This window comes from Streptomyces blastmyceticus, from assembly GCF_039521185.1.
Classification (GTDB): domain Bacteria; phylum Actinomycetota; class Actinomycetes; order Streptomycetales; family Streptomycetaceae; genus Streptomyces; species Streptomyces blastmyceticus.
Genome location: NZ_BAAABW010000016.1, coordinates 97,756 through 123,700, shown reverse-complemented (window position 1 = coordinate 123,700; position 25,945 = coordinate 97,756). Strand labels below are relative to the sequence as shown.

Below are 25,945 nucleotides of genomic sequence, written 5' to 3'. Positions count from 1 at the left end.
ACGGTGAGCATCGACCCGTCCTCGATTCCGAATTTCGGGGGCCAGCCCGAACCGCAGGAGACGGGCCCGGCCGGCCCCGTCATCCCCGACCAGGACCTGGTCAAGCAGCTCCTCGAGCAGATGGAGCTGAAGTACGTCGTGGACGACGAGGGTGACCTCGCCGCACCGTGGGAGCAGTTCCGTACGTACTTCATGTTCCGCGGCGAGGACGAGCAGCAGGTCTTCTCCGTGCGGACGTTCTACGACCGTCCGCACGGCATCGACGAGAAGGCACAGCTCCTCGAGGTCCTTGACGACTGGAACCGCCGCACCCTGTGGCCGAAGGTCTACACCCACACCAACGACGACGGCACGGTCCGCCTGATCGGTGAGGCGCAGATGCTCATCGGCGTCGGCGTCTCCCTGGAGCACTTCGTCTCCAGCACGGTCAGCTGGGTGCGTGCGTCGATCGAGTTCGACAAGTGGCTGATCGAGCAGCTCGGCCTGGAGGCCGACGCCGAGTCCGGCGACGACAAGCCGGACGACGAGGCCTGACCTCTCCGAGGGGACCCAGGTCTCACATCGGCATGCGGGCGACCGTCAGCAGGTATGTCCCGTAGAGGAACGAGAGCCCGGCCAGCGCGCCGACCGTCACGACGACGGTGCGCTGCCGGGCTCTCGCCATCGCCAGGGCCGCCGGGAGCAGCAGCGGGAAGGCGGGCAGCAGGAAGCGCGGCTTGGACGCGAAGTAGCTGGAACCGCCGACCGCGATGACGACGAGCACCAGCGCGTAGACCGCGAGGACCGCGGGCGGCCGGTCGAGGAAGAGCAGGACGAGCGCGACCAGGGCGACGCCCAGGATCGCCAGCGTGACGTAGTACGCCATCGCGTCCTTGCCGATGAAGAGGTGGCGGATGAAGCGGAACGCGTCCCGCCCGAAGTCGAAGCGCGACCCCCACAGCCGCTGCACGTCGAAATAGCCGAGCACCCCGCCGCCGGAGCGGAAACCGGCCCACAGGACATAGCCGGTCCAGCCCAGCGGGGCGAGCGCAGCGCCCGCCCAGACCCGCCAGTCCGTACGGGCCCGCCGGTCGCGGGCCAGGGTGAGGGCGGCGGAGGCGCAGACGGCGGCGGCCACCGCGACGGCGTTGGGCCGGGAGAGCCCCGCGAGCACGGCGAGCGCCCCGGCCCACAGCCGCCGGCCGGTGACCGCGGCGTAGAGCGCCCATGCGGCGAGGGCGGTCATCAGCGGCTCGGTGTAGGCCATGGACTGCACGATCGCGTGCGGCAGCAGCCCCCAGAGGACGACGAGCAGGGTGGCCGCCTTGCGGCCGTGCAGGCGCTCGCCGACCGCGTAGATGCCCCAGGCGGCGGCGCCGGCCGAGACCCAGGCGACGAACAGCCCGGCGGTCACGGCGGTGAACGGCAGCACGGTCATCACGGCCCGCACCAGGCCGGGGAAGAGCGGGAAGAACGCCAGGTCGTTGAAGACCACCCCGCGGGTGGTGGGGGAGGGGATGATCAGCCCGTAGCCGTGCCGGGCGATGTCGGCGTACCAGATGCCGTCCCAGGAGTGGCCGAGCAGCGTGCGCGGATGGCGTCCGATCCACCAGGCCCAGCCCGCCATGACCGACATGCCGGTCAGCCGGACGGCGGCGTAGAGGGCGAGCGCGGGGGAGGCCCTGCGCAGGGCCTCGCGCACCCGGTCGATGCGGCGGGCACGGGCACTCGGGGCCGCGGGGTGCGGTTCCGGCGCTCGTACGGGCACGGCGGTGTCGGCTGACACGGGGGCACCTCCGGTGCGGGCGCGGCCCGGTGACCGCCGCGGAGGCGGTGCGCGGGTACGGACGGGTGGCGGTTCGGCATACCGACCATGCGTCTCGCGCGTCGCGCGCGCGACACGGAACGCCCGTAAGCGGTGCGCCTTCCACCCGCTCGGCGGGCACGGCGGAGTGTCTGCGCGGCCCGGGGGTGCGGATGTGCTGCGGGGGCACGCCCCCGGCAGGCGGCGGTCCGCGCGTGGACGCATCCGGGCGGCGTGCGATTTCCTTGTGAACTCCCCCCGCGCGCCGGGGTGGTGGGCATTCACGCGCCCGCCTTCGGAGCGCGCCTCAATGCGCCCTCCGGCGTCGTGCATTTCTCGTTCCGTATTGGTGAAGAACCCGTGCCCATGGTGCCGATGGGACATGAAAATGGCGTTTGATCAGGGGATTTGCAGATGGACCATGCCTGATCGCATATGCGTCCGGCCGCTTGTCGGATGCCTGCCGGACGCAATGATTCTGAACAGTTGAACTGCCTGGCCCTCGCGTGGATGGAAAGCACGATGAGATGGGTAAAAACGCTGTGAGCGCCGGTCAATCCATGATTCCCTCTCATTCAGAGACACGTGTCAGAGACGACTCCTCGCGGAATCTCGGAATCACTGTCCTCGGACCCCACGGAACACTCATATGTGGGCATGAGCCGGCGCACTCGAAGACTCTGGTCCTCCTCGGCGGGCCGGCCCACCCTCCACTGCGTGCTTGCGGAGCCGACCCATGCTCACCACCCTCAAGACCACCTACACCGATACCCGCGCCGCCGACCTCGCCTGGTGTCTGGGGAAGGACCCCCTCCCAGCCCTGGCCGTCCTCGACCTGCGGCTCGCCGACTCCCTCGTCCAACTGCGCCTGCTCGGCGCCTCCCACCAGGTCCTGCTGGAGGAGGGGGACGGCGTCTGCTCGGAGACCGTGGCCTGCCTGCCGGGCAGCGCCACACCGCTGCCGCTGGGCGTGGCCCGGCGCGTCGGCGCCTGGGAGTACGAGTTCGCGGCCCGGATAGAAACGCTGTCGCACGGCTCCTTCGCGGGCCGGGCGCAGGAGCTGCTGGCGCTGGTGGCCGAGCATCCGTACGGACTGGCGGGCACCTTCCCCGGGAGCCCGCACGCCTTCACCGCGCTGCTCGCGCAGCGCTGCGAGGGCCAGATCAGCTGGCGCACCTGGCACGCGTATCCGCAGGAAGGGCGGCTGGTCGCCACCCGGACGAGGGTGGCCGTGCGCACCACGGTGGCGCTCTGAACCCCGCTGCGGGGCACCCGAAAAACGCGCCATGGAACACCTGTAATAAACCCTTGTGGGTGACAAAAGGTTGTCGGATCGTGACGTAGCGTTCCCATCATGATCTACCGCCCGGTGCCGGCGCGGCTGCCCGTACCGGCCGGGCTCGGCCGCTTCGTGGTCCTGGCCACCGTCTTCATCTGCGCCGCCTGCGGGCTGGTGTACGAGCTGGAGCTGGTCGCCCTGGCCTCGTATCTGATCGGCGACTCCGTCACCCAGGCGTCGGTCGTGCTGTCGGTGATGGTCTTCGCCATGGGCATCGGCTCGCTGCTCGCCAAGCGGCTGAGAGCCAGGGCCGCCCTGGGATTCGCCGCCGTCGAGGCGGTGTTGGCGCTGGCCGGCGGCCTGTCGGCCATGGCGCTCTACGCCTGCTTCGCCTGGTTCGGCCAGGCACGGCCGGCCCTGGTGGCGTTCTCGCTGACCATCGGGGTGCTGATCGGCGCCGAGGTGCCGCTGCTGATGACGCTCATCCAGCGCATCCGGCGGCAGGACGCGGGCGGCGCGGTCGCCGACCTCTTCGCCGCCGACTATGTGGGCGCGCTGGTCGGCGGGCTTGCCTTCCCCTTCCTGCTGCTGCCGGTGCTCGGGCAGTTGACGGGCGCGCTGTTCACCGGCGCGGTCAACGCCGCGGCGGGCGGGGCGCTGGTGCTCTGGCTCTTCCGCGGCGATCTGAGCGTGCGCTCGCGCTGGGCGCTGCTCGCCGCCAACGCGCTGGTGCTGGCGCTGCTGGCCGCGGGCACGGTCCTCACAGGCCCCTTCGAGCGGGCCGCGCGCCAGGCGGTCTACGGCGCGGATGTGCGGGTGGCCGTGCAGTCGGATGTGCAGGAGGTCGTGCTCACCGGTGGCGGTGGGAGCGGCAGGCCGCTGTCGCTCTTCCTCGACGGGCGGCTGAGGGTCAGCGGAAAGGACGAGTTCCGCTATCACGAGGCGCTGGTCCACCCCGCGATGTCCGGGCCGCACCGCAGGGTCCTGGTGCTCGGCGGGGGCGACGGCCTCGCCCTGCGCGAGGTGCTGCGCTACGGCGACGTCGCCTCGGTCACCGTCGTCGAACTGGACCGCACCGTCCTGCGGTTGGGCCGCACCGACCGCGACCTGACCGCGCTCAACCACGACGCCCTGCGCGATCCGCGGGTGCACACGGTCACCGCCGACGCCTTCGACTGGCTGCGCGGCCGGCCCGCCGACGACGCTCCGTACGACGTGGTGATCTGCGACCTGCCCGACCCGGGCATCACGCCCAGCACGAAGCTGTATTCGCAGGAGTTCTACGGCCTGGCGGAGCGCCGCCTGGCGCCCGGCGGGCGCCTCGCCGTTCACGCGGGCACGGTCGACGCCCGGCCGCACGTCTTCTGGACGGTGGAGGCGACGATCCGTTCGCTGGGGCTGCACACCCGGCCCTACCGGGTGGACGGCGGCGCGGTGGACGTCGCCCCGGCGCGCACGGCGGTGCGGCGGGCCGCCGAGCGCGAGGAGGACGGGGACGACTGGAGCTTCGTCCTGGCGTCGCGGGAGTCCATACCCCTGCAACTCCCGCCGGTCCGGCCCTGTTTGCAGTCGCTCACGCCGAGGGAGCTGGCCGCGGCCGCCCGAGCCGCCGAGCGCAGCCGCGAGCCGGGGCTGCTGCCGTCGACCCTCATGCACCCCCGCTATGCGGAGTGACTCCAGGCGGCTGCCGGAGCGTGGCCCGGAAGGCTCCCGGGGAGCAACCCGCGCGGTGGTGGAAGAACTTGGAGAAGTTCGCCGCGTCGTCGAAGCCGATCCGCTCGGCGATCCGGGCGGCGGGCAGCTCGCTGTGCGCGAGCAGCCGCTTGGCCTCCAGCATCACCCGTCGGTCGATGAACTCCTTGGCGCCCACCCCGGCGCCCGCGAGGGCCGCGCGCGAGAGGGTCCGGGGCGAGTAGCCGAGCGTGCGGGCGTAGTCGGCGACCCGGTGACTGGCCGCGAAGTCCCGCTCGACGGCCGCCCGGAAGCGCACGAAGGCGTCGCCCGGCGCGGGCACGCTGCTGCCGACCGGGGCCGTGAGGTGCGCGAGGCGCAGCACCAGCACGGACAGCAGGTGCCGCAGGACCGCGGAGTGCACGTCCGCGGGCAGCCCGCGGCTGGTGCGGAAGTCGGCCTCCAGGTGGTGCACCGCGCAGTAGACGGCCTCCCGGTCCTGCCCGACCGGCTGCCACAGCACCGGCCGGAAGGGGTCGTCGGCCACCGCCGCGACCGCCGTGCCGGGGGAGAGGAAGCCGGGCTGCACCAGGATGACCGCGCCCTCGATGCCCTCCACCGCGCCGTACTGCTGCACCTGTCCGGGCCGTACCCACAGCACCGACCCCTCCTCCAGGGCGTAACCGGTGAAGTCGACGGTGTGTCCCGCCGACCCGGAGCGGACGAGGATGATCTGGTGGAAGTCCAGCCTCTGCGGTCTGGCGAGGAGGCCCTCGGGCGCGCGGGCGCGGAGCTGGGCGAGCGTCATCACCTCGACCCCCGCGGGCGTGCCCGGCGGGGCCCGGTAGGCGAGCTCGACGATCTCTTCCTGGCGGGAGTGTCGCTTTTTCACCATGAGGAGACCTGAGCCTACCTGGTTGACCCCTGAAAACGGCCATAGCGTGGTCATAACGCACCACAAGGAGTGCGTGGGACCCCAGCAGTCGTTCCGGCCGGAGCAGCTGCCCGTTTCAGGGAAAGACATGGCACGGCACAAGCTCACTTACGCATTCGACGCCTACTGCGGCTGGTGTTACGGCTTCGGCCCGGCCGTCCGGGAGTTCGCCGCCGCGAACGCCGGGCGCATCGAGCTGACCGTGCGCAGCGGCGGCCTGTTCACCGGCCCCCGCGCGCAGCCCGTCTCCGCGTACTCCTACATCCCGCAGGCCGACGCCCGCATCGGCGAGCTGACCGGCGCGGTGTTCGGCCCCGGCTACGCCAAGGCGTTCGCCGACGGCACGGCCGTGCTCGACTCGGCCGACGCCGCGACGGCCCTGGTCGCGCTGCGCGGGCAGGCGCCCGAGAGGACACTGGAGTTCGCGGGCGCGCTGCAACGCGCTTGGTACGTCGACGGGCTGAGCCTCTCCGACCCGGACACCCTGCGCACGGTCGCCGCCGGGCTCGACGGCGTCGACGGCGAGGCCGTCGTGGCCGCCTGCGCCGACCCGGACACCCGCCGCGAGGCGGAGGCGGACTTCCGCGAGGTCCGCCGGCTGGGCGTCGACAGCTACCCCACGTTGCTCCTGCACACCCCCGGCGGGGTGCGACGGCTCGGCGGGCCGATGTCGTCCGCGCAGGCGCTCACCCGGGCGCTCGACCAGCACTGATCCCCCTGCATTCCCCTCTTCCCGCTCTTTTTCTCTCTCCTGAGGAGCCCCCCATGGCAAAGATCGCTCTCTTCGGTGCCAACGGCAGCATCGGCAGCCGCATCCTGCGCGAGGCGCTGGACCGCGGTCACCAGGTCACGGCCGTAGTCCGTGACCCCGCGAAGATCACCGAGACCCACCCGGCCCTCACCGTCACCACCGGCAACGTTCTCGACCCGGAGTCGGTGACCGCGGCCGCCAAGGGCCAGGACGTCGTCGTCAGCGCCGTCGGCGGCGGCGACGGCCCCGGCCACGTCGCGACCATCAAGCCCGCCGCCGAGGCGCTGGTGGCCGGTGTGCGCGCGCTCGGTGACGCGGCCCCGCGCATCATCGCGGTCGGTGGCGCCGGCTCGCTGCGCACGCCCGGTGGCAGCCTCGTCTGGGACACCGAGGGGCTCCCCGAGTTCCTGCTCCAGATCATGCACGCGCACGGTGACGCGCTGGACTTCTACCGCACCGTCGGCGACGTCCGCTGGACCAACATCAGCCCCGCCGGGACGATCGAAGCGGGCGAGCGCACGGGTGCGTACCGCACCGCGCTGGACGACCTCGTCATCGGCGCCGACGGCAAGAGCCGCATCTCCACCGAGGACTACGCGGTCGCGCTCGTCGACGAGATCGAGAAGCCGCAGCACGTCGGCGAGCGCTTCACGGTCGGCGACTGACGCCTTCCTTCGGGCCCCGACGGGCGGGGCACGACGGAAAGTTCGGCCTGAGAGGCACTGGTGAGGGGCCTGGTGGGTAGGCTCACTTGCCATGGAGCATGAGGTGTTCGTTCCGTTTTCCGTCGACTCCGTCCGCCGGGTCCTCGCCGACCCCGCCCGCGTGGTGCGCTGCGTTCCCGGCCTCCAACAGGACGTCGCGGACGCCTCCGGCGCGCTCGTCGCCGGACGCCTCCGGCTGCGCATAGGTGGCTCGACCATCACCTACCGGGGTTCGCTGCACCTGACCGAGCACGACGGCTCGTACGAGCTGTCGGGCGAGGGCACCGAGGTGCGCGGCTCCGGCACGGTGACGCTCGCGCTGCGCGGCGTGCTGGAACCCACCGCCGACGGTTCCCGGCTGATCTGCACGGGGACGGTCGGCAGCGGCGGCAGGCTGGCGGAGTTCGACGAGAAGACCACGGAGGCCACCGCGCGCCGCCTCCTCGACCGCTTTGCCGCCGCGCTCGTGGAGGAGTTGCGGGAGGACGCGGAGGAGGAGGCCGGCGCGGCGGGCGAGGGCCCCCGGCTGGAGGGCGGCAGCGTCTTCGACACGGAGGTCCCCCCGCCGTCCCTCGACCCGTCGGTGGACGACGACCTCGACGAGGACGACGACGTCGACGACGACGAGCCCCCGGCGGAGGCCGCGCACGCGCGCCGCACGATGATCGGGCGCAGCGCGGAAGAGGTCGACCACGCGCCGCCGCGCGGCCGTTACGCGCCGGTCCCGGCGCCGGAGGCGGCCTCGGCGACGGCGGCGGCGCTCCGCTGGGCGGCCCCGGCCGCGGCGGTGGCGCTGGCCTCGGCGGTCGTGGTGGGCCGGGTGCTGCGACGGCGTCGGTAGCGAACCCTGCCCCGGGGCCCGGGGCGAGGTTCGGGGCGGAGCCCCGAATCCCCGGGGCCAGCCCATAAGGTCACAACGTGAGCACCGACAACACGCGAGAGACCCGGCTGCGGGCCGGCGACGCCGAGCTGACCGTGGACCCACAGAACGGATGCCGGCTCACCGGCCTGCGCATCCACGGCACCGAACTGCTGCGGCAGGGTGCTAAATACGGCGCTTTCCCCATGGTGCCGTGGTGCGGCCGCATCGAGCTGGGACAGTTCCGCAACGGCGGCGAGCGTCACCAGATGCCCATCAACTCCGCCCCGCACGCGATCCACGGCACCGGCCGTGACACCGCCTGGAGCACGGCGCGCGCGGACGACACCTCCGCCGCGTTCACCTACGACCTCGCCGAACCGTGGCCGTACACCGGCCGCGTCACCCAGCTGGTGGAGCTGGCGCCGGACTCCCTCACGCTGACCATGGGCGTCGAGACGTACGACAACTCCTTTCCGGCGCAGGCGGGCTGGCACCCGTGGTTCCTGCGCAACCTCGGCTCCGGCGGCGACGTGGAGCTCGCCTTCGACGCCGAGTGGCAGGAGGAGCGCGGTGACGACCACCTGCCGACGGGCCGCCGCATCGCCCCGCAGCCCGGCCCGTGGGACGACTGCTTCGGCATGCCCGACGGGGTGGACGTCACCCTCACCTGGCCCGGAATGCTGGAGCTGAAGGTCACGAGCCGCGCCGAGTGGGTCGTGATCTACGACGAGCAGAAGGAGGCCGTGTGCGTCGAGCCGCAGTCCGGCCCCCCGAACGGCCTCAACACACTGCCGCGCCTCGTCACCCCGATCGACCCCCTGGAGATCTCCACGACGTGGACCTGGCGGACGCTGGCCTAAGCTCATCGGCATGAGCGATGCGCGTGACGCCCTGCTGCAGCAGATCAAGGACAAGGCCGTGGTCCACGGCAAGGTGACCCTCTCCTCCGGCAAGGAGGCCGACTACTACATCGACCTGCGCCGGATCACCCTGGACGCCGAGGCGGCGCCCCTGGTCGGCCAGGTGATGCTGGACGCCACGGCCGACCTGGAGTACGACGCCGTCGGTGGCCTCACCCTCGGCGCCGACCCGGTCGCCACCTCGATGCTGCACGCCGCCGCCGCGCGCGGCCGCAAGCTCGACGCGTTCGTCGTGCGCAAGGCGCAGAAGACGCACGGCATGCAGCGCCGCATCGAGGGCCCGGACATCAAGGGCCGCCGCGTCCTGGTGGTCGAGGACACCTCGACCACCGGCGGCTCGCCGCTGACCGCCGTCGAGGCGGCGCGCGAGGCCGGTGCGGAGGTTGTCGCGGTGGCGACGATCGTCGACCGCGGTGCCGCCCCGGCCATCGAGGGCAAGGGCCTGCGTTATGTGACGGGCTACTCCCTCGGTGACCTCGACCTGTCCTGACCTGCGGTTTTAAAAAAGCGTCCGTGGAGGGCGGCTGGTTTCACGTGAAACCAGCCGCCCTCCACGCGTATCCCGGGCGAGGACCCATGTGGAGCAATTCGGGGAGTCTGGGAAGATGGGGACGACGATGAACGTCGCCCCCTAGGTCAGGGCCCCCTCGCCCACCCGCACATCACAAGGAGCGGACAGATGCCCATCGCAACCCCCGAGGTCTACAACGAGATGCTCGACCGGGCGAAGGCAGGCAAGTTCGCCTACCCGGCCATCAACGTGACCTCGACGCAGACTCTGCACGCCGCGCTGCGCGGTTTCGCCGAGGCGGAGAGCGACGGCATCATCCAGATCTCCACCGGTGGTGCGGAGTTCCTGGGCGGCCAGTACAGCAAGGACATGGTCTCGGGCGCCGTCGCGCTCGCCGAGTTCGCGCACGTCGTCGCCAAGAAGTACCCGGTGAACATCGCGCTGCACACCGACCACTGCCCGAAGGACAAGCTGGACGGCTACGTCCGCCCGCTGCTCGCCATCTCGCAGGAGCGCGTCGCCGCCGGTCAGAACCCGCTCTTCCAGTCCCACATGTGGGACGGCTCCGCCGAGAAGCTCGACGAGAACCTCGCCATCGCGAAGGAGCTTCTCGCCGAGGCCGTGAAGGCGAAGATCATCCTCGAGGTCGAGATCACCCCGACCGGTGGCGAGGAGGACGGCGTCTCGCACGAGATCAACGACGAGCTCTACACGACCGTCGCCGACGTCGAGAAGACCGCCGAGGCGCTGGGCCTGGGCGAGAAGGGCCGCTACCTGCTGGCCGCCTCCTTCGGCAACGTCCACGGCGTCTACAAGCCGGGCAACGTCGTCCTGAAGCCGGAGCTGCTGCGTGAGCTGCAGGACGGCATCGCCGCGAAGCACGGCAAGGCCGACCCGTTCGACTTCGTCTTCCACGGCGGCTCCGGCTCCACGGCGGAGGAGATCCGCACCGCGCTGGAGAACGGCGTCGTGAAGATGAACCTCGACACGGACACGCAGTACGCCTTCACCCGTCCGGTCGCGGCCCACATGTTCAGCAACTACGACGGTGTGCTGAAGATCGACGGCGAGGTCGGCACCAAGTCGAAGTACGACCCGCGCACCTGGGGCAAGCTGGCCGAGGCCGGCATGGCCGAGCGCGTCACCAAGGCGTGCGCGGACCTGCGCTCGACCGGCACGAAGCTGAAGTAGCCGTGCGGCACCGGTGACGGTGCGCGCACAGCCGCAAGGGTCCTGCCCCCGCTCGCCGAGCGGGGGCAGGACCCTTTTCGCTGGCGGGCCGGGCCCGTCCGCGGGATGATTCCGAGCATGAGCGACTCGGCACGGGCCGGGGCCACGACGTCCGGGGCGGTGGGCACGGACGCGCCCGCCGCACGGCTGGGCACGCGCACCGGGCGGGCCGTACTGCTGACCGCCGTGCTCGGGTCCGGGATGGCGATGCTCGACAGCACCGTCGTCAATGTGGCGCTGCCCCACATCGGTGCGGACCTCAACGCCGACCTGGCCGTGCTCCAGTGGACCGTCAACGCCTACATGCTCACCCTCGCCGGGCTGATCCTGCTGGGCGGTGCGCTCGGGGACCGGTTCGGGCGGCGGCGGGTGTTCGTGGTGGGCGTGGTGTGGTTCGCGCTCGCTTCGCTGCTGTGCGGGCTGGCGCCGAACGCCGCGGTGCTCATCGCCGCGCGGGCGCTGCAGGGCATCGGCGGGGCGCTGCTCACGCCGGGCTCGCTCGCCCTGATCCAGGCGGTCTTCCACCCGGACGACCGGGCCGGGGCGGTCGGGGCGTGGTCCGGGCTCGGCGGGGTCGCGTCGGCGGTCGGCCCCTTCGTGGGCGGCTGGCTGGTGGACGGGCCGGGCTGGCGATGGGTGTTCCTGATCAACCTGCCGCTCGCGGCCGTGTGCGTGCCGGTGGCCCTGCGGTACGTGCCGGAGACCCGCGACCCGAGGGCGCACGGGCGGTTCGACGTCCTCGGCGCGGCGCTGGGGGCGCTGGCACTCGGCGCGGTGACGTACGCCCTGATCGCCGCGCCCCAGAAGGGCGCCTCGCCCTGGGTGATCGGCCCCGCGGTCGGCGGCGTGCTGCTGGGCGTGGCGTTCTGGTGGGTGGAGCGGCGGCGGGCCGAGCCGATGCTGCCGCCGGGCATCTTCGCGAACCGGATGTTCTCGTCGGTCAACGCTGTGACCGTCTGCGTCTACGCCGCCTTCAGCGGCTTCTTCTTCCTGGCCGTGCTCCAGCTCCAGATCGTGGTCGGCTGGTCCGCGCTGGCGGCGGGCACGGCGCTGCTGCCCACGACCGTGCTGATGCTGCTGCTGTCCGCGCGCTCCGGCCGCTTCGCGCAGGTCATCGGCCCGCGGATCCCGCTGACCGTCGGCCCGTTGCTGTGTGCGGCGGGGCTGCTGCTGATGACCCGGGTCGGGCCGGGCGCGGTGTACTGGCGGGACGTCCTGCCCGCGCTCGTCGTCCTCGGCATGGGCATGGTGGTGCTCGTCGCCCCGCTCACCTCGACGGTCCTGGCCTCCGTGGACGTCGGCCGCGCGGGGCTCGCCAGCGGCATCAACAACGCGGCGGCACGGGCGGCGGGCCTGATCGCGGTGGCCGCGCTGCCGCTGCTCGCGGGGATGGGACCGGACACCTACCGCGACCCCGACGCGTTCACGGGCGCGTTCCACCGCTCGATGCTCTTCTGCGCGGGTTCGCTGGTGGTGGGGGCGATCCTCGGCTGGTCCACGGTGCGCCCTGCGGGCCGCAGGTGCCGGCCCGAGACGGCGTACCACTGCGGCGTCTCGGCCCCGCCGCTGGATCCGGGGGACGAGTCTTCTTCCGCGTAGCGCGCCTGCGGCGGGCTTTTTCCCCAGCCCCGCCCCTTCCCGAACTGGGGGCTCCGCCCCCAGACCCCCGGGGTGCGCAAAATCCAGCCTGTCCGGCGTTTGAGGACGCTCCCGAAGGGAGCTCCCGCCGCAGGCGGCAACGGACCCGCAGGCGCAGGTGCAGCCCCAGCCCGCCGCAGGCGGACCCCCGTAGGGGAAAAGGCCGCACCCACACCCGCGCCGCCAGCGCAGCGACAAGGCAGACTGGAGCGCATGTCCATTCACGAGAACCTGCTCGGGGGACCGCCCCCGACTCACCTGCCCGACGATCCCGAGCCGCGCGAGCTGCTCGCCTCCGGCGCCGCGCCGGCCGAGGTCGCGGCCAAATACCCGGCGTCCTCGCTCGCGTGGGCGCAGCTCGCCGACGAGGCGTTCGAGGGCGGCCGGGTCGTCGAGTCCTATGCGTACGCCCGCACCGGCTACCACCGCGGGCTCGACGCCCTGCGCCGCAGCGGCTGGAAGGGGCACGGCCCGGTGCCCTTCGAGCACGAGCCGAACCGTGGCTTCCTGCGCGCGCTGCACGCGCTCGCGCGGGCCGCGCAGTCGATCGGTGAGCAGGAGGAGTACGAGCGCTGCTCGGCGTTCCTGAGGGACAGCTCCCCGACGGCCGCCAACACGCTGGGCTGATCTGAAGGACCGGCCGAACGCCCCGCGCGGAGCGGGGCGTTCCGGCTGTCGGCGGAGTTATCCACAGGCCTTGCCGCGGGCGGCGGCAGGGACGGATGATGCGTGGCAGGGGACCGGGGCTCCGATGCCGACGGGAAGGGGCGGACCGCTACCCGGAAGCACGTCATGCCGAGGAGAGCGCGATGTCGCAGCCGCAGCCACCCCGCCCGCACGCCCCGGAGGCCGCCGGGGCCGCCCCGAACCTCGACTTCGAGGGCACCACGCCGTACGAGGACTATGTCCGGGCCTCGGTCCTCAGCCGGCTCCAGGAGCCGCTCTCCGACGACCCCGGGGAGATGGCCTTCCTGGTCACCACCCAGGTGATGGAGCTGTGGTTCACCGTCCTCGTGCACGAGTGGCGGACCGCGGGCCACGCGCTCCGCCGCGACGACCTGGAGGCCGCGCTGGCCGCGCTCAAGCGGTCGGCGTACGAGCTGGAGTCGCTCAACGCCTCCTGGAAGCCGATCGCGCATCTGACGCCTGGTCAGTTCAATGCGTACCGGGGCGCGCTCGGTGAGGCGTCCGGGTTCCAGTCGGCCACCTACCGCCGCCTGGAGTTCCTGCTCGGCGAGAAGTCCGCGGCCATGCTGGTGCCCTATCGAGGCGCCCCCCGCGACGGCGCCGAGTTGGAGAAGGCCCTCCACGAGCCGAGTCTGTACGACGAGGTGCTGCGCTATCTGGCGCGCCTGGGCCATGAGATACCCCGGTCCGTGCTCGACCGCGACGTCTCCGAGCGGTATGCCGCCGACCCGGGCGTCGAGAGGGTCTGGCAGCGGATCTACGAGGGCCCGCGGCACGGCGACGCGTGCCGCTTGGGCGAGAGCCTGACCGAGGTCGCGGAGCTGGTCTGGCGCTGGCGTAACGACCACCTCGTGGCGACCCGCCGGGCGATGGGCTCGAAGGTCGGCACCGGCGGTTCCGCGGGGGTGGCCTGGCTGGAGAAGCGGGCCGCGAAGACCGTCTTCCCGGAGCTGTGGACGGCGCGCAGCCATGTCTGACGTGAGAGGTGTGGAGATGAGCGGAGCGCTCGGCAGGGAAGCCGCCGTGCTGGACGCCGCCGACGTACTCCGCGCCAAGCGGGCGGAGTTCGCGCTCGCCGACGGCACGGTGTATCTCGACGGCAACTCCCTCGGCGCCCTGCCCGGCGCCGTGGCCGGCCGGCTCGCGGATGTCATCGGGCGGGAGTGGGGGCAGCTCGGGATCCGCTCCTGGACCGAGTCCGGCTGGTGGTCGGCGCCCGAGCGGGTCGGCGACCGGATCGGCGGGCTCGTCGGGGCCGCGCCCGGGCAGATCGTGGTCGGCGACTCCACGAGCGTCAATGTCTTCAAGGCGGTCGTGGCGGCCGTCCGCATCGCCCGCGAGCGGGCGCCCGGCCGTGACGAAGTGCTCGTCGACGCGGCCACGTTCCCCACCGACGGCTATGTCGCCCAGTCCGCCGCCCGGATGACGGGCTGCCGGGTCCGGGCCGTGCCCGCCGCCGACCTGGCCGGGGAGGCCGGGCCGCGCACCGCCGCCGTGCTGGTCAACCACGTCGACTACCGCACGGGCCGCCTGCACGACCTGCCCGCCGTGACCGCCGCCGCGCACACCGCGGGCGCCCTGGTCGTGGCGGACCTGTGCCACAGCGCGGGCGCCCTGCCGGTCGAACTCGACGCGCACGGCGTGGACTTCGCGGTCGGCTGCACATACAAATACCTCAACGGCGGCCCCGGCTCGCCCGCCTACCTCTACGTCCGCCACGAGCTCCAGCCCCGCTTCGACTCACCGCTGCCCGGCTGGAACTCCCACGCCGACCCCTTCGCGATGTCCCCCGCCTACACCCCCGCCGACGGCGCGGCCCGCGGCCGGGTCGGCACGCCGGAGATCCTCTCCCTCCTCGCGCTCGACACCGCGCTCGACGTGTGGGACGGAGTGGCGCTCGCGGACGTACGGGCCAAGAGCCTCGCCCTGACGGACTTCTTCCTGCGCTGCGTCGAGGAGTACGTCCCCGAGGGCCGCGTCGAGAGCGTCACGCCCGCCGCGCACGCGGAGCGCGGCAGCCAGGTGGCGCTGCGCTGCGCCGGAGCGGGCGCGGTGATGGAGGAGCTCATACGCCGCGGGGTCGTCGGTGACTTCCGGCCCCCGGACGTCCTGCGCTTCGGCTTCACCCCGCTGTACACGGGCTTCGCCGACGCCGAGCGCGCGGCGCGGGTGCTGGCGGAGGTGCTGGGCCCCTGACCGCGGCGGCCCCGCCGGGCATCCGGCGGGGCCCGGGAGCCGCGGGGTGGAGGGAAACCCCGCAGGTCCGCGCGTAGTACTTGAGACGGACGCCCGGAGATCCTCATCCTTGCGGACGCCCCGGCCCCGCGCCTTTGCCTACCTTTGATGGTGTGACCGACACCTATGAGCCCAGTCTGCGCAGCGAGATGCGCCTGGCGAAGAGCGCCCTCGGCGGGCTTCGCGAGGACCTCTTCACCGACGCCTTCGCCTTCCGGCCGCTGCCACCGCTGCCCGCCGGGCACCGGCTGGTCCGCAGGCTGCCCGGCCGCGCCGAGCGCTACGCCCGGTGGTTCCCGCACATCACCCTCGTCGGCTTCACCTGCATCGTCATGCTCGCGGCCGCCGACCGCCTGGGTGGCCTGTCCGGGCTGGTCACGGGGCTGGTCATCGGCATACCGATGGTCATGACGCTCTTCCGGCCCGTCGGCGCGTGGTGGCTGTCGACGGGCGCGCTGCTGCTCTCGGGCACGCTCCTGAGCGGCTACGGGCCGTGGTCGCCGGGCGGGTTCTTCTCCCATGTCTTCGTCATGCTGGTCGTGGCGCTGCGGACCCGGCCCCGCGTGGCGGCCGAGATGTGGCTGCTCACCGGGGCGCTGGGGGTCTTCATCGGGCTGTTCCTCAGGACGTTCGGTTCGTACGGCAGCGGCTTCTTCGTCTCCGACCTGTTCCAGATGCTGATCCTCTCCGGCATCCTCCTCTTCGTCGTCCTGGCCGTCCGCGGTCTGCGCGAGTCCAAGCAGCAGGTCGCCGCGCAGGCGGCCGTCACCGAGGTGGAGCGGTCCCGGCGCACGGTCCTGGAGGAGCGCACCACCATCGCCCGCGAGCTGCACGACGTCGTCGCCCACCACATGTCGGTCGTCGCGATCCAGGCGGAGGCGGCCCCGTACCGCGTCGAGGACACCCCGCCGGAGCTCGCCGCCGCCTTCCAGACGATCCGCGAGAACGCCGTGGCGGCCCTGACCGAGCTGCGCCGCGTCCTCGGCGTCGTCCGCTCGGAGAACCCCGACGCGTATCCCGGGCCCGAGGCGCCGCAGCCGACCCTCGCCGACATCGGCGCGCTGATCGACAACGTCCGCGCGGCCGGCCCCGCGGTGGAGTACGTCACCACCGGCGCGGTGCGGCCCCTGCCGCAGGGCGTGGAGCTGTCGGCGTACCGCATCGTGCAGGAGGCGCTGAGCAACGCGCTGCGGCACGCGCCCGGCGCCGACGTCCGCGTGGAGATCAGCCATGTGCTCGGCGGGCTCGGCCTGCGCGTCGTCAACGGCCCGGCGGACCGCCTGGCCAAGCCCTCGCCCGGCGCCGGGCACGGCGTGCTCGGCATGCGGGAACGGGTCGGGATGCTCGGCGGCGAGATGACGGCGGAGGCCACCGAGGACGGCGGCTACGAGGTCGCCGCGTTCCTCCCCGTCGCCCTGGGCGAGGCCGCCGCATGACCATCCGCGTGCTGATCGTCGACGACCAGATGATGGTCCGCGAAGGGTTCTCCGTCCTGCTGAACGCCCAGCCCGACATCGAGGTCGTCGGGGAGGCGCTGGACGGGCGGCAGGCCGTCCGGCAGGTCGCGGCGCTGCGCCCCGACGTCGTCCTGATGGACATCCGGATGCCCGTGCTCAACGGCCTGGAGGCGACCCGGGAGATCGTCGCGGCGGACGCCGACGCGAAGGTGCTGGTGCTGACCACCTTCGACCTGGACGAGTACGTCTACCAGGCGCTGCGCGCCGGGGCGAGCGGCTTCCTGCTCAAGGACGCCTCCGCCCGCCAGCTCGCGGACGGCGTGCGGGTCGTGGCGTCCGGCGAGGCGCTGCTCGCCCCGACGGTCACCAAGCGGCTCATCCAGGAGTTCTCGCGGCTCGGCGCGCCGAAGGTGCCGACGCAGGAGCGGATCGGCGACCTCACGGAGCGGGAGACGGAGGTGCTGGTGCTGGTGGCGCAGGGCTGCTCCAACTCCGAGATCGCGGCGGGGCTGGTCGTGGCGGAGTCGACGGTGAAGACGCATGTGAGCCGGATCCTGGTGAAGCTCGGGCTTCGGGACCGGACGCAGGCGGCGGTCTTCGCGTACGAGGCGGGGCTGGTGACCCCGGGTCGGTGACGATTGCGCACCCCCCGGGGGGTCTGGGGGCGAAGCCCCCAGTTTCGGGAAGGGGCGGGGTGGGGAACGAAACCGCCGGGGCCGGCGCCGGGCAACGACCTCCCCACTCACCCCCGCGGCAGCACCAGTCGCCAAGCCCCCTCCCGCACCGACCACGTGCGTGTCCGGACCGGGCCCGTCAGGACGTTGTCCGCGCGGTAGTGGAACGAGGGGCCCGAGATCGAGACGCGGGTCGCGCGGGCGACAGAGGGCAGTTCCGCGGAGTGCGTGTGGACGGTCACCTCCGCCTGACCGTCCACCGCGCACAGCGCCACCCGCGCCACCGGCTCGTCCAGATCCACCAGCAGCACGCCGTCCGCCTCCACCCGCAGCCGTGTGCAGGACGGCAGCTGGTGGCGGGCCGCCGGGCCGGTCAGCAGCGTCAGGGCCGAGCGGGCTGTGCGCGCCGCGGGCGACCACCATGACTGATGATCACCGACGCCGCCCTCCGAGGCGGTGACTTCAGTGACATCAGCCACGTCGGCTATGCCCGTTTCCGGTGACCCGTTCGGCTCAGCCGCCGCCGTCGCCTCCGGCGTCCGGTTCAGGCCACCCGGCCCCGGGATCCACAGCCCGCCCAGGACGACCCCGCCGGCGTCGTCGACCAGGGCGTCCAGCCGCCGCTCTGCGCCGTCCAGCACGGCCCGGGAGGCCGCGACCGTGCCCAGGGGCACCCCCAGCGCACGGGCCAGCGACACGGCGGGCAGCGCACCGACCGGGACCAGGGAGACCGGGACTTCCGGCAGGTCACGGCGCTGGTGCAGCAGATGGACGACGCGCAGCAGCGCCCGGTCGTCGCCGATGACGACGGGCCGTCTGCGGCCCCGGCGGGCCAGGGCGCGCTCGACGTCCTGCGGCCCCTCGGGGAAGCAGATTTTGGCCACCGCGCCGCCGCAGAGGACATCCCTCGCGATCCGTACGGACTCGCCGTCCACACGGCGGGCGACCGGGTCGATGACCACGAGCAGAGGCTGCTCGGTGGAGTCTGGAGCCGACACCTCGGTCCTTCCTCAGGTAATCTCTCGGTGCAAGAGCCCCTGTCGCTGTTGCGCCAGGGGCTTCGTCTATCCGGGGCACCGGTTCGACGGCTCTAGCGGTGGTGTACGCCCTGAGCAAGCGGGTGAACACCACCACGCACGTTGGACATGCCCCGCCCGGAAGGGGTGTACGCCTGTGCCCGCACTTGTGCTGCTCGGTGCTCAGTGGGGTGACGAGGGCAAGGGAAAGGCCACCGACCTCCTCGGTGGATCCGTGGACTATGTGGTGCGCTACCAAGGTGGCAACAACGCCGGCCACACGGTGGTCGTCGGCGACCAGAAATACGCGCTGCATCTCCTCCCTTCCGGAATCCTCTCGCCGGGGTGCACCCCGGTGATCGGCAACGGAGTCGTCGTCGACCCGGCGGTCCTGCTCTCCGAGCTGAGCGGACTCAACGAGCGCGGCGTCGACACGTCGAAGCTGCTGGTCAGCGGTAACGCGCACCTGATCACGCCGTACCACACCACGGTCGACAAGGTGACGGAACGCTTCCTCGGCTCGCGGAAGATCGGCACCACGGGCCGCGGCATCGGCCCGACCTACGCGGACAAGATCAACCGCGTGGGCATCCGCGTCCAGGACCTCTACGACGAGTCGATCCTGACGCAGAAGGTCGAGGCCGCTCTCGACTTCAAGAACCAGATCCTGGCGAAGCTCTACAACCGCCGGGCCATCGAGGCCGGCGCGATCGTCGAGGAGCTGCTCACCTACGCCGAGCAGATCAAGCCGTACGTGGCCGACACGACGCTGATCCTCAACAACGCCATCGACGAGGGCAAGGTCGTCCTCTTCGAGGGCGGCCAGGGCACGCTGCTCGACGTGGACCACGGCACGTACCCCTTCGTCACCTCGTCCAACCCGACCGCGGGCGGCGCCTGCACGGGGGCGGGCGTCGGCCCGACGAAGATCAGCCGCGTGATCGGCATCCTCAAGGCGTACACCACGCGCGTGGGCGCCGGTCCGTTCCCGACCGAGCTGTTCGACAAGGACGGCGAGGCGCTGCGCACCATCGGTGGCGAGCGCGGTGTGACCACCGGCCGTGACCGCCGCTGCGGCTGGTTCGACGCGGTCATCGCCCGCTACGCGACCCGCGTCAACGGTCTGACGGACTTCTTCCTCACCAAGCTCGACGTGCTCACGGGCTGGGAGCAGATCCCGGTCTGCGTCGCGTACGAGATCGACGGCAAGCGCGTCGAGGAGCTGCCCTACAGCCAGAGCGACTTCCACCACGCGAAGCCGATCTACGAGATGCTGCCGGGCTGGTCCGAGGACATCACCAAGGCCAAGACCTTCGCCGACCTGCCGAAGAACGCGCAGGCGTACGTGAAGGCCCTGGAGGAGATGTCCGGCGCGCCGATCTCCGCGATCGGCGTCGGCCCGGGCCGCACCGAGACGATCGAGATCAACTCCTTCCTCTCGTAGCAGGACCTTGGTTCTGTGGCCGGCGAGCGCTGTGCTCGTCGGCCACAGCACTTGGGCCGGGTGGGCACACGGCGGCGTGGCTAGGCTGTGCGCCATGAAGGAGACGGGATGCTGCTGAGATTCCGGGTGGCCAACGTACGGTCCCTGCGCGACGAGCAGGAGCTGTCGTTCGTCGTGCCCGAGGGGGACGAGGGCACGGGCGCCCGTCGGCTGCCGCTCTCCGACGGCAAGCAACTCGCCCTCTATCCCGTGCTCGGGATCTTCGGCGCGAACGCGTCGGGCAAGTCCAACGTCATCACCGCTCTGAAGAAGATGTCCCAGGCGGTCCTCAGCTCGTACGCGGAGTGGACCTCGTACGACGGCATCCCGCGCGACGAGTTCGCGCTCGATCCCGAGGCGGCGGCGGAGAAGACGTTCTACGAGGTGGATTTCGTCCTGGAGGACGGTGTCCGCTGGACGTACGGCTTCGAGCTGGGTGCGACGCGGGTGGAGTCGGAATGGCTCTTCGCCTATCCCAAGGGACGGCGCAACACCTGGTTCGACCGGGACGCCTCGCGCGAGAAGGTCTATGACTTCCCCGGCGCACGGTTGCAGGACCGGGCCCGGCTGGCGAGCACCACTCGCCGTAACTCCCTGTTGCTGACCCGTGCCGCCAACGACGGGCACCCGCAACTCACCCCCATCTACGACTGGTTCAAGCGGAACCTCTGGGACATCACCCCGGAGGCCGAGCGCTCGCAGCGCGAGGCTTACACCGCGCAGCGCCTGCTGGAGAGCGAGACGTCACGACGACGCGTCGAGGAACTGCTGCGCGTCGCCGATCTCGGGATCGCCGGGGCCGATGTGGAGCTTCAACCGGGCAAGCCGCCCGTGGTGCGGCTGCGGCACTCCGGCGCCGGCGAGGAGCCCGTGTCACTCGACTGGCAGGCGGAGTCCTTCGGCACCCGCTCCTGGTTCGCGCTGATCGGTCCGCTGCTGCTCGCCCTCGACACCGGCGCCGTACTCCTCGTCGACGAGCTGGATGCCAGCCTCCACTCCCGTTTTGCGGCCGAGGTCGTACGGCTCTTCCAGACTCCTTGGGTGAACCCCAAGGGGGCGCAACTGATCTTCACTGCCCACGATCCGTCGCTTTTCCGGACCCCCAGTGGCCGACGGCTGCTGGAGCCGGGGCAGCTGTGGCTCACGGAGAAGGACGAACGGGGCGCCACTGAGCTGTTCCCGATCTCCGACTGGGAGCCGACGGATGAGCAGGACCTGATGTCGTCCTATCTGGCGGGCTCCTTCGGGGGGGTGCCCAGGGTCTCGGAGGGGCAGGTCGGGCGGCGGCTGCTGGAGACGGATACGAGCGCGCAGATGGAGACGGAAGAGATCTGATGGCGAGGTCCAAGGGGAGGGACAGCGCGGCCCGGCAGAAGGGCTCGAAGAGAAGCCGGAAGAACCTTCCGCGGCAGGTCCACATCTTCACCGAGGGTGAGGTCACCGAGGTCCAGTACATCGACCTCATCATCGGGCGGGGCATGTGGGCCGATCCGGACCGCCGGGTCCAGCACCGCTTCGAGAATGCGACTGCCGAGAGCAAGTACCGCAAGCCCCTGCGTATGGTCCAAGAGGCCGTCCCCGTCCTCCGGAGGGCTGAGCGCGTGGCCAGGGAAGCCGGGCTGGAGGAGAAGGACTGGAACTGGCCGCAGGTGTGGGTCCTCTTCGACCGCGACGAACACCCCGGCATCCCCGAGGCCAGGAGTCTGGCCGAGCAGGCGGGAGTGAAGATCGCCTACTCCCACCCGTGCTTCGAGCTGTGGCGTCTTCTGCACTACCAGAACTACACCAGCACCTTCGGTGGCGTCTGCGGTGGTGCCAACAGCAAGCTGCGCCAGCAGCCCGGCTTCGCGCAGACCTACGGGAAAAACGTCAAGAACGTCTCCAAGGATCAGTCGAAGCACGTCAAGCCGGACCAGATTCTCGGCGCTGAGGGAAATAACCGGTACAGCGCCGCCAAGAATCACGCCAAGAAGATCAACAACGGGCACGGCGGGGCGAATCCGAACGCGTGGGATCCGTACACCGACGTGTGGTGTTTCGTGGAGAAAGGCCTGCTGCTCAGCGGCTACTAAGCTGCGCAGGTGCGCCCGCGCGGCGCACACCCCCAAGCGCTGGGTTGCCGCCGGGCACACCCAAGGACTCAGGACTCAAGGAGCCGTTACGTGGCCAAGCTCACGCTCGCCCAGCTGGAGCGCCACCTCTTCGCAGCCGCGGATATTCTGCGCGGCACGATGGACGCCGCGGAATACCGCGATTTCCTTTTGGTCCTGCTCTTCCTCAAGCGGGTCAACGACGAGTACGACGCCGCGCGGGAAGAGATCATCAAGGAGGCCTTGGCGGACGGGCAGTCCCGGGAAGAGGCCGATGAAGAGGCGGACACTCCGAAGAACTACCTGATCCGTAAGGTCATGTACGTTCCGGAGGGGGCCCGCTGGGCACGGTTGGCCGGGGCGGTCGACGATGTGGCCACCCAGTATCTGCAGCCGGCGCTCGATGCGCTCGAAGGGCAGAAGGGCAACGAACGACTTCATGGTCTCTTCCGCCACGTCAACTTCAACCGCATCGGTGGCGGCGGTGGCAGCGGCGCCGCGGCGGCCAAGCTCGCGGACAAGCGGCTTGCCGCGCTGGTCGAGCACTTCGGCAGTCTGCGGCTGCGTGGTGAGGACCTGGAATTCCCCGATGTGATCGGCGCCGCCTACGAGTACCTGCTCAAGGACTTCGCGGACTCGGCGGGCGCGAAGGGCGGCGAGTTCTATACGCCGCGTGCCGTCGTGCAGATGATGGTCGAACTGGCGAAGCCGGAGGCCGGGCAGCACATCTACGACCCTTGTGTCGGTTCGGGCGGCATGCTCATCCATGCCAAGGAGTACATCGAAGAACACGGTGGTGACTCCGACAACCTGAACCTTGCCGGTCAGGACGCCAACAGCGGTTCGTGGGTCATGGCCACCATGAACATGCTCTTCCACGGGGCCCGTCACTTCAGCCTGAAGACCGGCGACACCCTCAGTAATCCACAGCACCTGGACAAGTCCTACGACGTCGTGCTGAGCAACCCGCCGTTCTCGATGGACTACAAGGAATCCGAAGTCGCCGCGCTCGCGGACCGCATGCCGTACGGCCAGACCTCCGAGCGTGGCAAGGCCGACCTGATGTTCCTCCAGCACATGCTGTACATGGTCGGAGGGCGCGGCGGCTCCGTCTTCACGGTCATGCCGCACGGCGTGCTCTTCCGGGGCGGCGAGGAGCAGAAGATCCGGGCGAAGCTGATCGAGGCCGACCTCCTGGAGGCGGTCATCGGCCTGGCCCCCAACCTCTTCTACGGGACGGGCATCCCGGCGAGCGTGCTGGTGCTCCGGGCCCCGGGGCGAAAGGCGCCGGAGCGGCGGGGCAAGGTCCTCTTCATCAACGCCGACCGGGAATTCCACGCGGAGCGGGCACAGAACGTGCTGCTGCCCGAGCACGTGGAAAAGATCGTGTCCACCTTCCACGCCTTCGGTGAGGTCGAGCGCTTCTCGCGTTGCGTGAGCAAGAAGGAACTGGCGGACAACGAGTACAACCTCAACATCCGCCGGTACGTGGACAACACTCCGCCGCCGGAGCCGCAGGACGTACGCGCGCATCTCGTGGGCGGAGTACCGAGGGCGGAGATCGAGGCGAAGAAGCCGCTGCTCGACGCCTACGGGATCGGGATCGAGGACCTTTTCGAGCAGCGGGTCGGTGACGACGCAGACCCGGCATACGTGGACTTCCTGCCGGAGGACCGTCGTCCCGACGCCGAGCGGCTGACGCGGCTGGCCGAGGACCGGGAGCGGGTGCTCCGGGAAGCGTTCGAGAAGTGGTGGGCCGCCGAGACCGAACAGATCACGATGCTCGCCCCGTACGAGGGCGACGACCGTACGGCGTTCGAGCAGCGTAAGCAATTGGCCCGGCTGCGGGCCGACTTGATCGACTCCTTCCGGGGCCGCCTTCTCGGCGTCGGCCTCCTCGACGAGCACGCTCTGGCGGGCGCGGTCGCCGGCTGGTGGCAGGACGCGAGGAACGACTTCAAGGCCCTCCTGGCAAACGGCTTCGGCGGTGTCGTGGACGGCTGGGTCGACACGGTCGAGACGATGCTGGAACCCGAGCCGGACCCGCGCACGGGTGGTGTGCGCAAGCGCTCGGGGGCGGAGCGGCGGCAGGCGTACGACCACAAGGTCGTGGCCAGGATCGCGCCGGATTTCCTGAAGGAGCTGGCGGAGGCGGATCGCCGGAAGGCGGAGCTGGACGTCAAGGTCAAGGCCGCGGAGGAGGCGGAGGCCGCGCGGGCGGCGGCGGAGGCCGGGGTGACGGACGGAGCCGAGGAGGATGAGGCTCCGGGTGCGCTGGATCCGTCGGTAGCGGAGGCGCTGCTGAGCGAGGCGGATCTGAAGAAGCTGAAGCGGGAGCGGACGGCTGCGGGTAAGGCGGTGAAGGAGTTGGAGGACGACTTCTGGCCGCTGGACGGGGCGGGGCGGTCTTCGGCGAAGCCGAAGAAGCCGAAGGCGGTGGCTGTTGAGGCGACTGCGTCGGGGCAGACGGCGCTGGACGTTTCCGTTGCTGAGGGCGACGGGGCCGACGAGGAGAAGGCTCGCGATCCCCGCCTGCGCCGGGCTCGCCGGGCCCTGGACGAGATCCCTACGGGTCGGCGCGATGTCGTGCTGGGCATCCTCCACGACGACCTTGTCGCCAAGTTGGATGGGCATGTGGTGCGGAGGCGGCGTGAGTTGATCGGGGCGTATCGCCTCTGGGAGGACAAGTACGCGGTGTCGCTGCGCGATATCGAGGCGCGGCGAAAGGCTGCTGCGGAGCGGTTGGACGGGTTCCTGGAGGAGCTGGGCTATGTTGCGTCCTGATTTCCGTGACGGGGCTGGCCCGTGGCCACTGGCTACGGTAGGCGAACTCTACGAAGTTAAGTCGGGAATTGCACTGGGTCCATCGCGCAGGCCCGAGCGCAACCGGCGCGGATATCTCCGTGTAGCTAATGTGCGACGCGGAGGTATCGATCTTTCGGATATCTCGGAGATCGAGGAGATGCCGCAAGACGAGCAGCGCTTTGCTGTCCGAACTGGCGACCTCCTTGTGGTTGAAGGGCATGCAAACCCCCAGGAGATCGGCCGCTGCGCTATGGCAGGCCCGGAGGTGGACGGGTTGCTGCATCAGAATCACCTATTCCGTCTTTGTGGAAACCGCACTCTGCCTAAGCTTGCTGAATTGCTGATCAACTCCCCGCAGGCCAGGCGGCATTGGTTGGCAAGGTCAGCTACAAGTTCAGGCCTGTATACGATTAACCGAAAGGCGCTATCGGACCTGCCACTGCCAATAATTCCCGTCGATGTGCAGCGTCGCATTGTCGAATTCTTGGAAGCTGCCTCTGAGGTGGCGTGTGCAGCTGAGGTGAAGATTGCAAAGTTGCGCACCGTACGGCAAGGGGTACTGGAAGCAGCAATGCAGTCGGCTACGGCTGACTGGCATCAGCGGAAGCTCACGGATATCGTGCAGCTTCCAACGGGGCAAGTGGACCCCCGAGAAATGCCGTATCTCGACCAGGTCTTGCTAGCTCCTGACCATGTCGAGTCCCGGACGGGACGTGTGATCGGCCGGGAATCGGCGAGAGCCCAAGGGGCTATGAGTGGCAAGTACATTGTGCGCCCAGGGGATGTCGTTCTCAGCAAGATCCGGCCAGGACTTCGAAAAGTGGTAGTGGCCGATTTCGTTGGCACGTGTTCGGCGGATATGTATCCGCTCCGGCCGACCGGTGAGGTGCTTCCAGAGTTCCTCTGGGCCGAGTTGTTGAGTGAGACTTTTTCTAAGTTTGCCGAGAGCGTTTCAGGGCGTACGGGAATTCCAAAGCTCAACCGTAAGGACCTCTCTTCCTATGTAATGGTTCTGCCTCCTCTGGCAGATCAGAGGCGAATTATTGAGGTACTGAAAGGAATCATGGAAGAGGAGCGTGTAGCTGAGGTGTCAGTCGCTAAACTGCGCACCCTAAAGCAGGGCTTGGCGGACGATCTGCTCAGCGGAAGGGTGCGAGTCGGCGACGTGGCGTAGGCAGGACGTTTCCTGCTCGCGACAGGCTGACGTGGCCCGTG

At 70.7% G+C, this 25,945-nt stretch carries 23 protein-coding genes; 20 read left to right on the top strand and 3 right to left on the bottom strand.

Going from position 1 to position 25,945, the window contains the following annotated elements; translation table 11 throughout:
* Positions 1-3: 3 nt before the first annotated feature.
* Positions 4-534, top strand: coding sequence for a type III secretion system chaperone family protein (locus tag ABD269_RS14405; protein ID WP_301886393.1), 531 nt, complete (start codon positions 4-6; stop codon positions 532-534).
* A 22-nt stretch (positions 535-556) separates the two neighbouring features.
* Here ABD269_RS14405 and ABD269_RS14400 read toward each other — a convergent pair whose 3' ends face one another.
* Positions 557-1,765, bottom strand: a complete 1,209-nt coding sequence (locus tag ABD269_RS14400) for a hypothetical protein (protein ID WP_344118226.1) — start codon at positions 1,763-1,765, stop codon at positions 557-559.
* Between the two features lie 754 nt (positions 1,766-2,519).
* Here ABD269_RS14400 and ABD269_RS14395 point away from each other — a divergent pair.
* Positions 2,520-3,038 (top strand): DUF2617 family protein, encoded by a 519-nt coding sequence (locus ABD269_RS14395; protein WP_301886395.1) that lies wholly within the window; start codon positions 2,520-2,522, stop codon positions 3,036-3,038.
* Positions 3,039-3,137: 99 nt separating this feature from the next.
* Positions 3,138-4,736, top strand: a complete 1,599-nt coding sequence (locus ABD269_RS14390; RefSeq protein WP_344118225.1) for a polyamine aminopropyltransferase — start codon at positions 3,138-3,140, stop codon at positions 4,734-4,736.
* Here the strand turns inward: ABD269_RS14390 and ABD269_RS14385 are convergent.
* Complete coding sequence (locus tag ABD269_RS14385) at positions 4,711-5,628, bottom strand: helix-turn-helix domain-containing protein (protein ID WP_344118224.1); 918 nt, start codon at positions 5,626-5,628, stop codon at positions 4,711-4,713. The two genes, ABD269_RS14390 and ABD269_RS14385, sit on opposite strands and share 26 nt — an antisense overlap.
* A 127-nt stretch (positions 5,629-5,755) precedes the next feature.
* Between ABD269_RS14385 and ABD269_RS14380 the strand changes: the two genes are divergently transcribed.
* From ABD269_RS14380 to ABD269_RS14325, 12 genes are all read left to right on the top strand, one after another.
* A complete protein-coding gene (locus ABD269_RS14380) occupies positions 5,756-6,379 on the top strand; it encodes a DsbA family protein (RefSeq protein ID WP_116212725.1) in 624 nt (207 codons plus the stop codon).
* A gap of 53 nt (positions 6,380-6,432) precedes the next feature.
* Complete coding sequence (locus ABD269_RS14375) at positions 6,433-7,083, top strand: NAD(P)-dependent oxidoreductase (RefSeq protein ID WP_344118223.1); 651 nt, start codon at positions 6,433-6,435, stop codon at positions 7,081-7,083.
* 91 nt (positions 7,084-7,174) lie between these two features.
* On the top strand, positions 7,175-7,963 hold the full coding sequence (locus ABD269_RS14370) for an SRPBCC domain-containing protein (RefSeq protein WP_116212723.1): 789 nt from the start codon (positions 7,175-7,177) through the stop codon (positions 7,961-7,963).
* 77 nt (positions 7,964-8,040) lie between these two features.
* Complete coding sequence (locus ABD269_RS14365; RefSeq protein WP_344118222.1) at positions 8,041-8,844, top strand: aldose epimerase family protein; 804 nt, start codon at positions 8,041-8,043, stop codon at positions 8,842-8,844.
* A 10-nt stretch (positions 8,845-8,854) separates the two neighbouring features.
* Positions 8,855-9,394, top strand: a complete 540-nt coding sequence (pyrE, locus tag ABD269_RS14360; RefSeq protein WP_116212721.1) for an orotate phosphoribosyltransferase — start codon at positions 8,855-8,857, stop codon at positions 9,392-9,394.
* Between the two features lie 189 nt (positions 9,395-9,583).
* Positions 9,584-10,606 carry a class II fructose-bisphosphate aldolase gene (gene fbaA, locus ABD269_RS14355; RefSeq protein WP_344118221.1) on the top strand — a complete coding sequence of 341 codons (1,023 nt, stop codon included), beginning with the start codon at positions 9,584-9,586 and terminating at the stop codon, positions 10,604-10,606.
* Positions 10,607-10,723: 117 nt separating this feature from the next.
* On the top strand, positions 10,724-12,244 hold the full coding sequence (locus ABD269_RS14350; RefSeq protein WP_344118220.1) for an MFS transporter: 1,521 nt from the start codon (positions 10,724-10,726) through the stop codon (positions 12,242-12,244).
* Between the two features lie 252 nt (positions 12,245-12,496).
* Positions 12,497-12,910: a DUF3151 domain-containing protein gene (locus ABD269_RS14345; protein WP_116212718.1), complete on the top strand. Its 414-nt coding sequence runs from the start codon at positions 12,497-12,499 to the stop codon at positions 12,908-12,910.
* A gap of 182 nt (positions 12,911-13,092) precedes the next feature.
* Positions 13,093-13,947 (top strand): tryptophan 2,3-dioxygenase family protein, encoded by an 855-nt coding sequence (locus ABD269_RS14340; protein ID WP_344118219.1) that lies wholly within the window; start codon positions 13,093-13,095, stop codon positions 13,945-13,947.
* Entirely contained in the window at positions 13,940-15,166 is a 1,227-nt protein-coding gene (gene kynU / locus ABD269_RS14335; protein ID WP_344118218.1) for a kynureninase, read from the top strand. Before ABD269_RS14340 ends, kynU begins: the two co-directional genes overlap by 8 nt.
* A 152-nt stretch (positions 15,167-15,318) precedes the next feature.
* Complete coding sequence (locus ABD269_RS14330) at positions 15,319-16,641, top strand: sensor histidine kinase (RefSeq protein ID WP_425572896.1); 1,323 nt, start codon at positions 15,319-15,321, stop codon at positions 16,639-16,641.
* Positions 16,638-17,297: a response regulator gene (locus ABD269_RS14325; RefSeq protein WP_301886408.1), complete on the top strand. Its 660-nt coding sequence runs from the start codon at positions 16,638-16,640 to the stop codon at positions 17,295-17,297. The genes ABD269_RS14330 and ABD269_RS14325 overlap by 4 nt, the downstream gene beginning before the upstream one ends.
* Before the next feature lie 107 nt (positions 17,298-17,404).
* On the opposite strand, the gene ABD269_RS14320 is transcribed toward ABD269_RS14325, so the two are convergent.
* Positions 17,405-18,334, bottom strand: coding sequence for a diacylglycerol kinase (locus ABD269_RS14320; RefSeq protein ID WP_344118217.1), 930 nt, complete (start codon positions 18,332-18,334; stop codon positions 17,405-17,407).
* Between the two features lie 175 nt (positions 18,335-18,509).
* On the opposite strand from ABD269_RS14320, the gene ABD269_RS14315 reads away from it, so the two are divergent.
* The 5 genes from ABD269_RS14315 (at position 18,510) to ABD269_RS14295 (ending at position 25,904) form a co-directional block, all read left to right on the top strand.
* Complete coding sequence (locus tag ABD269_RS14315) at positions 18,510-19,796, top strand: adenylosuccinate synthase (protein ID WP_301886410.1); 1,287 nt, start codon at positions 18,510-18,512, stop codon at positions 19,794-19,796.
* Between the two features lie 108 nt (positions 19,797-19,904).
* Positions 19,905-21,170: an AAA family ATPase gene (locus ABD269_RS14310; RefSeq protein ID WP_344118215.1), complete on the top strand. Its 1,266-nt coding sequence runs from the start codon at positions 19,905-19,907 to the stop codon at positions 21,168-21,170.
* Positions 21,170-21,907 carry an RloB family protein gene (locus ABD269_RS14305; protein ID WP_344118214.1) on the top strand — a complete coding sequence of 246 codons (738 nt, stop codon included), beginning with the start codon at positions 21,170-21,172 and terminating at the stop codon, positions 21,905-21,907. Before ABD269_RS14310 ends, ABD269_RS14305 begins: the two co-directional genes overlap by 1 nt.
* Before the next feature lie 90 nt (positions 21,908-21,997).
* Positions 21,998-24,709, top strand: a complete 2,712-nt coding sequence (locus ABD269_RS14300; RefSeq protein WP_344118213.1) for a type I restriction-modification system subunit M — start codon at positions 21,998-22,000, stop codon at positions 24,707-24,709.
* Positions 24,696-25,904, top strand: a complete 1,209-nt coding sequence (locus tag ABD269_RS14295) for a restriction endonuclease subunit S (RefSeq protein ID WP_344118212.1) — start codon at positions 24,696-24,698, stop codon at positions 25,902-25,904. Before ABD269_RS14300 ends, ABD269_RS14295 begins: the two co-directional genes overlap by 14 nt.
* The last annotated feature ends 41 nt before the right edge of the window (positions 25,905-25,945 follow it).

What these genes read in the sequence shown, in the direction of transcription:
- ABD269_RS14375 (WP_344118223.1), top strand. Translation starts at nt 6,433, where the DNA reads ATGGCAAAGATCGCTCTCTTCGGTGCCAACGGCAGCATCGGCAGCCGC.
- ABD269_RS14390 (WP_344118225.1), top strand. Translation starts at nt 3,138, where the DNA reads ATGATCTACCGCCCGGTGCCGGCGCGGCTGCCCGTACCGGCCGGGCTC.
- ABD269_RS14350 (WP_344118220.1), top strand. Translation starts at nt 10,724, where the DNA reads ATGAGCGACTCGGCACGGGCCGGGGCCACGACGTCCGGGGCGGTGGGC.
- pyrE (WP_116212721.1), top strand. Translation starts at nt 8,855, where the DNA reads ATGAGCGATGCGCGTGACGCCCTGCTGCAGCAGATCAAGGACAAGGCC.
- kynU (WP_344118218.1), top strand. Translation starts at nt 13,940, where the DNA reads ATGTCTGACGTGAGAGGTGTGGAGATGAGCGGAGCGCTCGGCAGGGAA.
- ABD269_RS14395 (WP_301886395.1), top strand. Translation starts at nt 2,520, where the DNA reads ATGCTCACCACCCTCAAGACCACCTACACCGATACCCGCGCCGCCGAC.
- ABD269_RS14380 (WP_116212725.1), top strand. Translation starts at nt 5,756, where the DNA reads ATGGCACGGCACAAGCTCACTTACGCATTCGACGCCTACTGCGGCTGG.
- ABD269_RS14345 (WP_116212718.1), top strand. Translation starts at nt 12,497, where the DNA reads ATGTCCATTCACGAGAACCTGCTCGGGGGACCGCCCCCGACTCACCTG.
- ABD269_RS14340 (WP_344118219.1), top strand. Translation starts at nt 13,093, where the DNA reads ATGTCGCAGCCGCAGCCACCCCGCCCGCACGCCCCGGAGGCCGCCGGG.
- ABD269_RS14325 (WP_301886408.1), top strand. Translation starts at nt 16,638, where the DNA reads ATGACCATCCGCGTGCTGATCGTCGACGACCAGATGATGGTCCGCGAA.
- ABD269_RS14305 (WP_344118214.1), top strand. Translation starts at nt 21,170, where the DNA reads ATGGCGAGGTCCAAGGGGAGGGACAGCGCGGCCCGGCAGAAGGGCTCG.
- ABD269_RS14370 (WP_116212723.1), top strand. Translation starts at nt 7,175, where the DNA reads ATGGAGCATGAGGTGTTCGTTCCGTTTTCCGTCGACTCCGTCCGCCGG.
- ABD269_RS14385 (WP_344118224.1), bottom strand. Translation starts at nt 5,628, where the DNA reads ATGGTGAAAAAGCGACACTCCCGCCAGGAAGAGATCGTCGAGCTCGCC.
- ABD269_RS14295 (WP_344118212.1), top strand. Translation starts at nt 24,696, where the DNA reads ATGTTGCGTCCTGATTTCCGTGACGGGGCTGGCCCGTGGCCACTGGCT.
- fbaA (WP_344118221.1), top strand. Translation starts at nt 9,584, where the DNA reads ATGCCCATCGCAACCCCCGAGGTCTACAACGAGATGCTCGACCGGGCG.
- ABD269_RS14310 (WP_344118215.1), top strand. Translation starts at nt 19,905, where the DNA reads ATGCTGCTGAGATTCCGGGTGGCCAACGTACGGTCCCTGCGCGACGAG.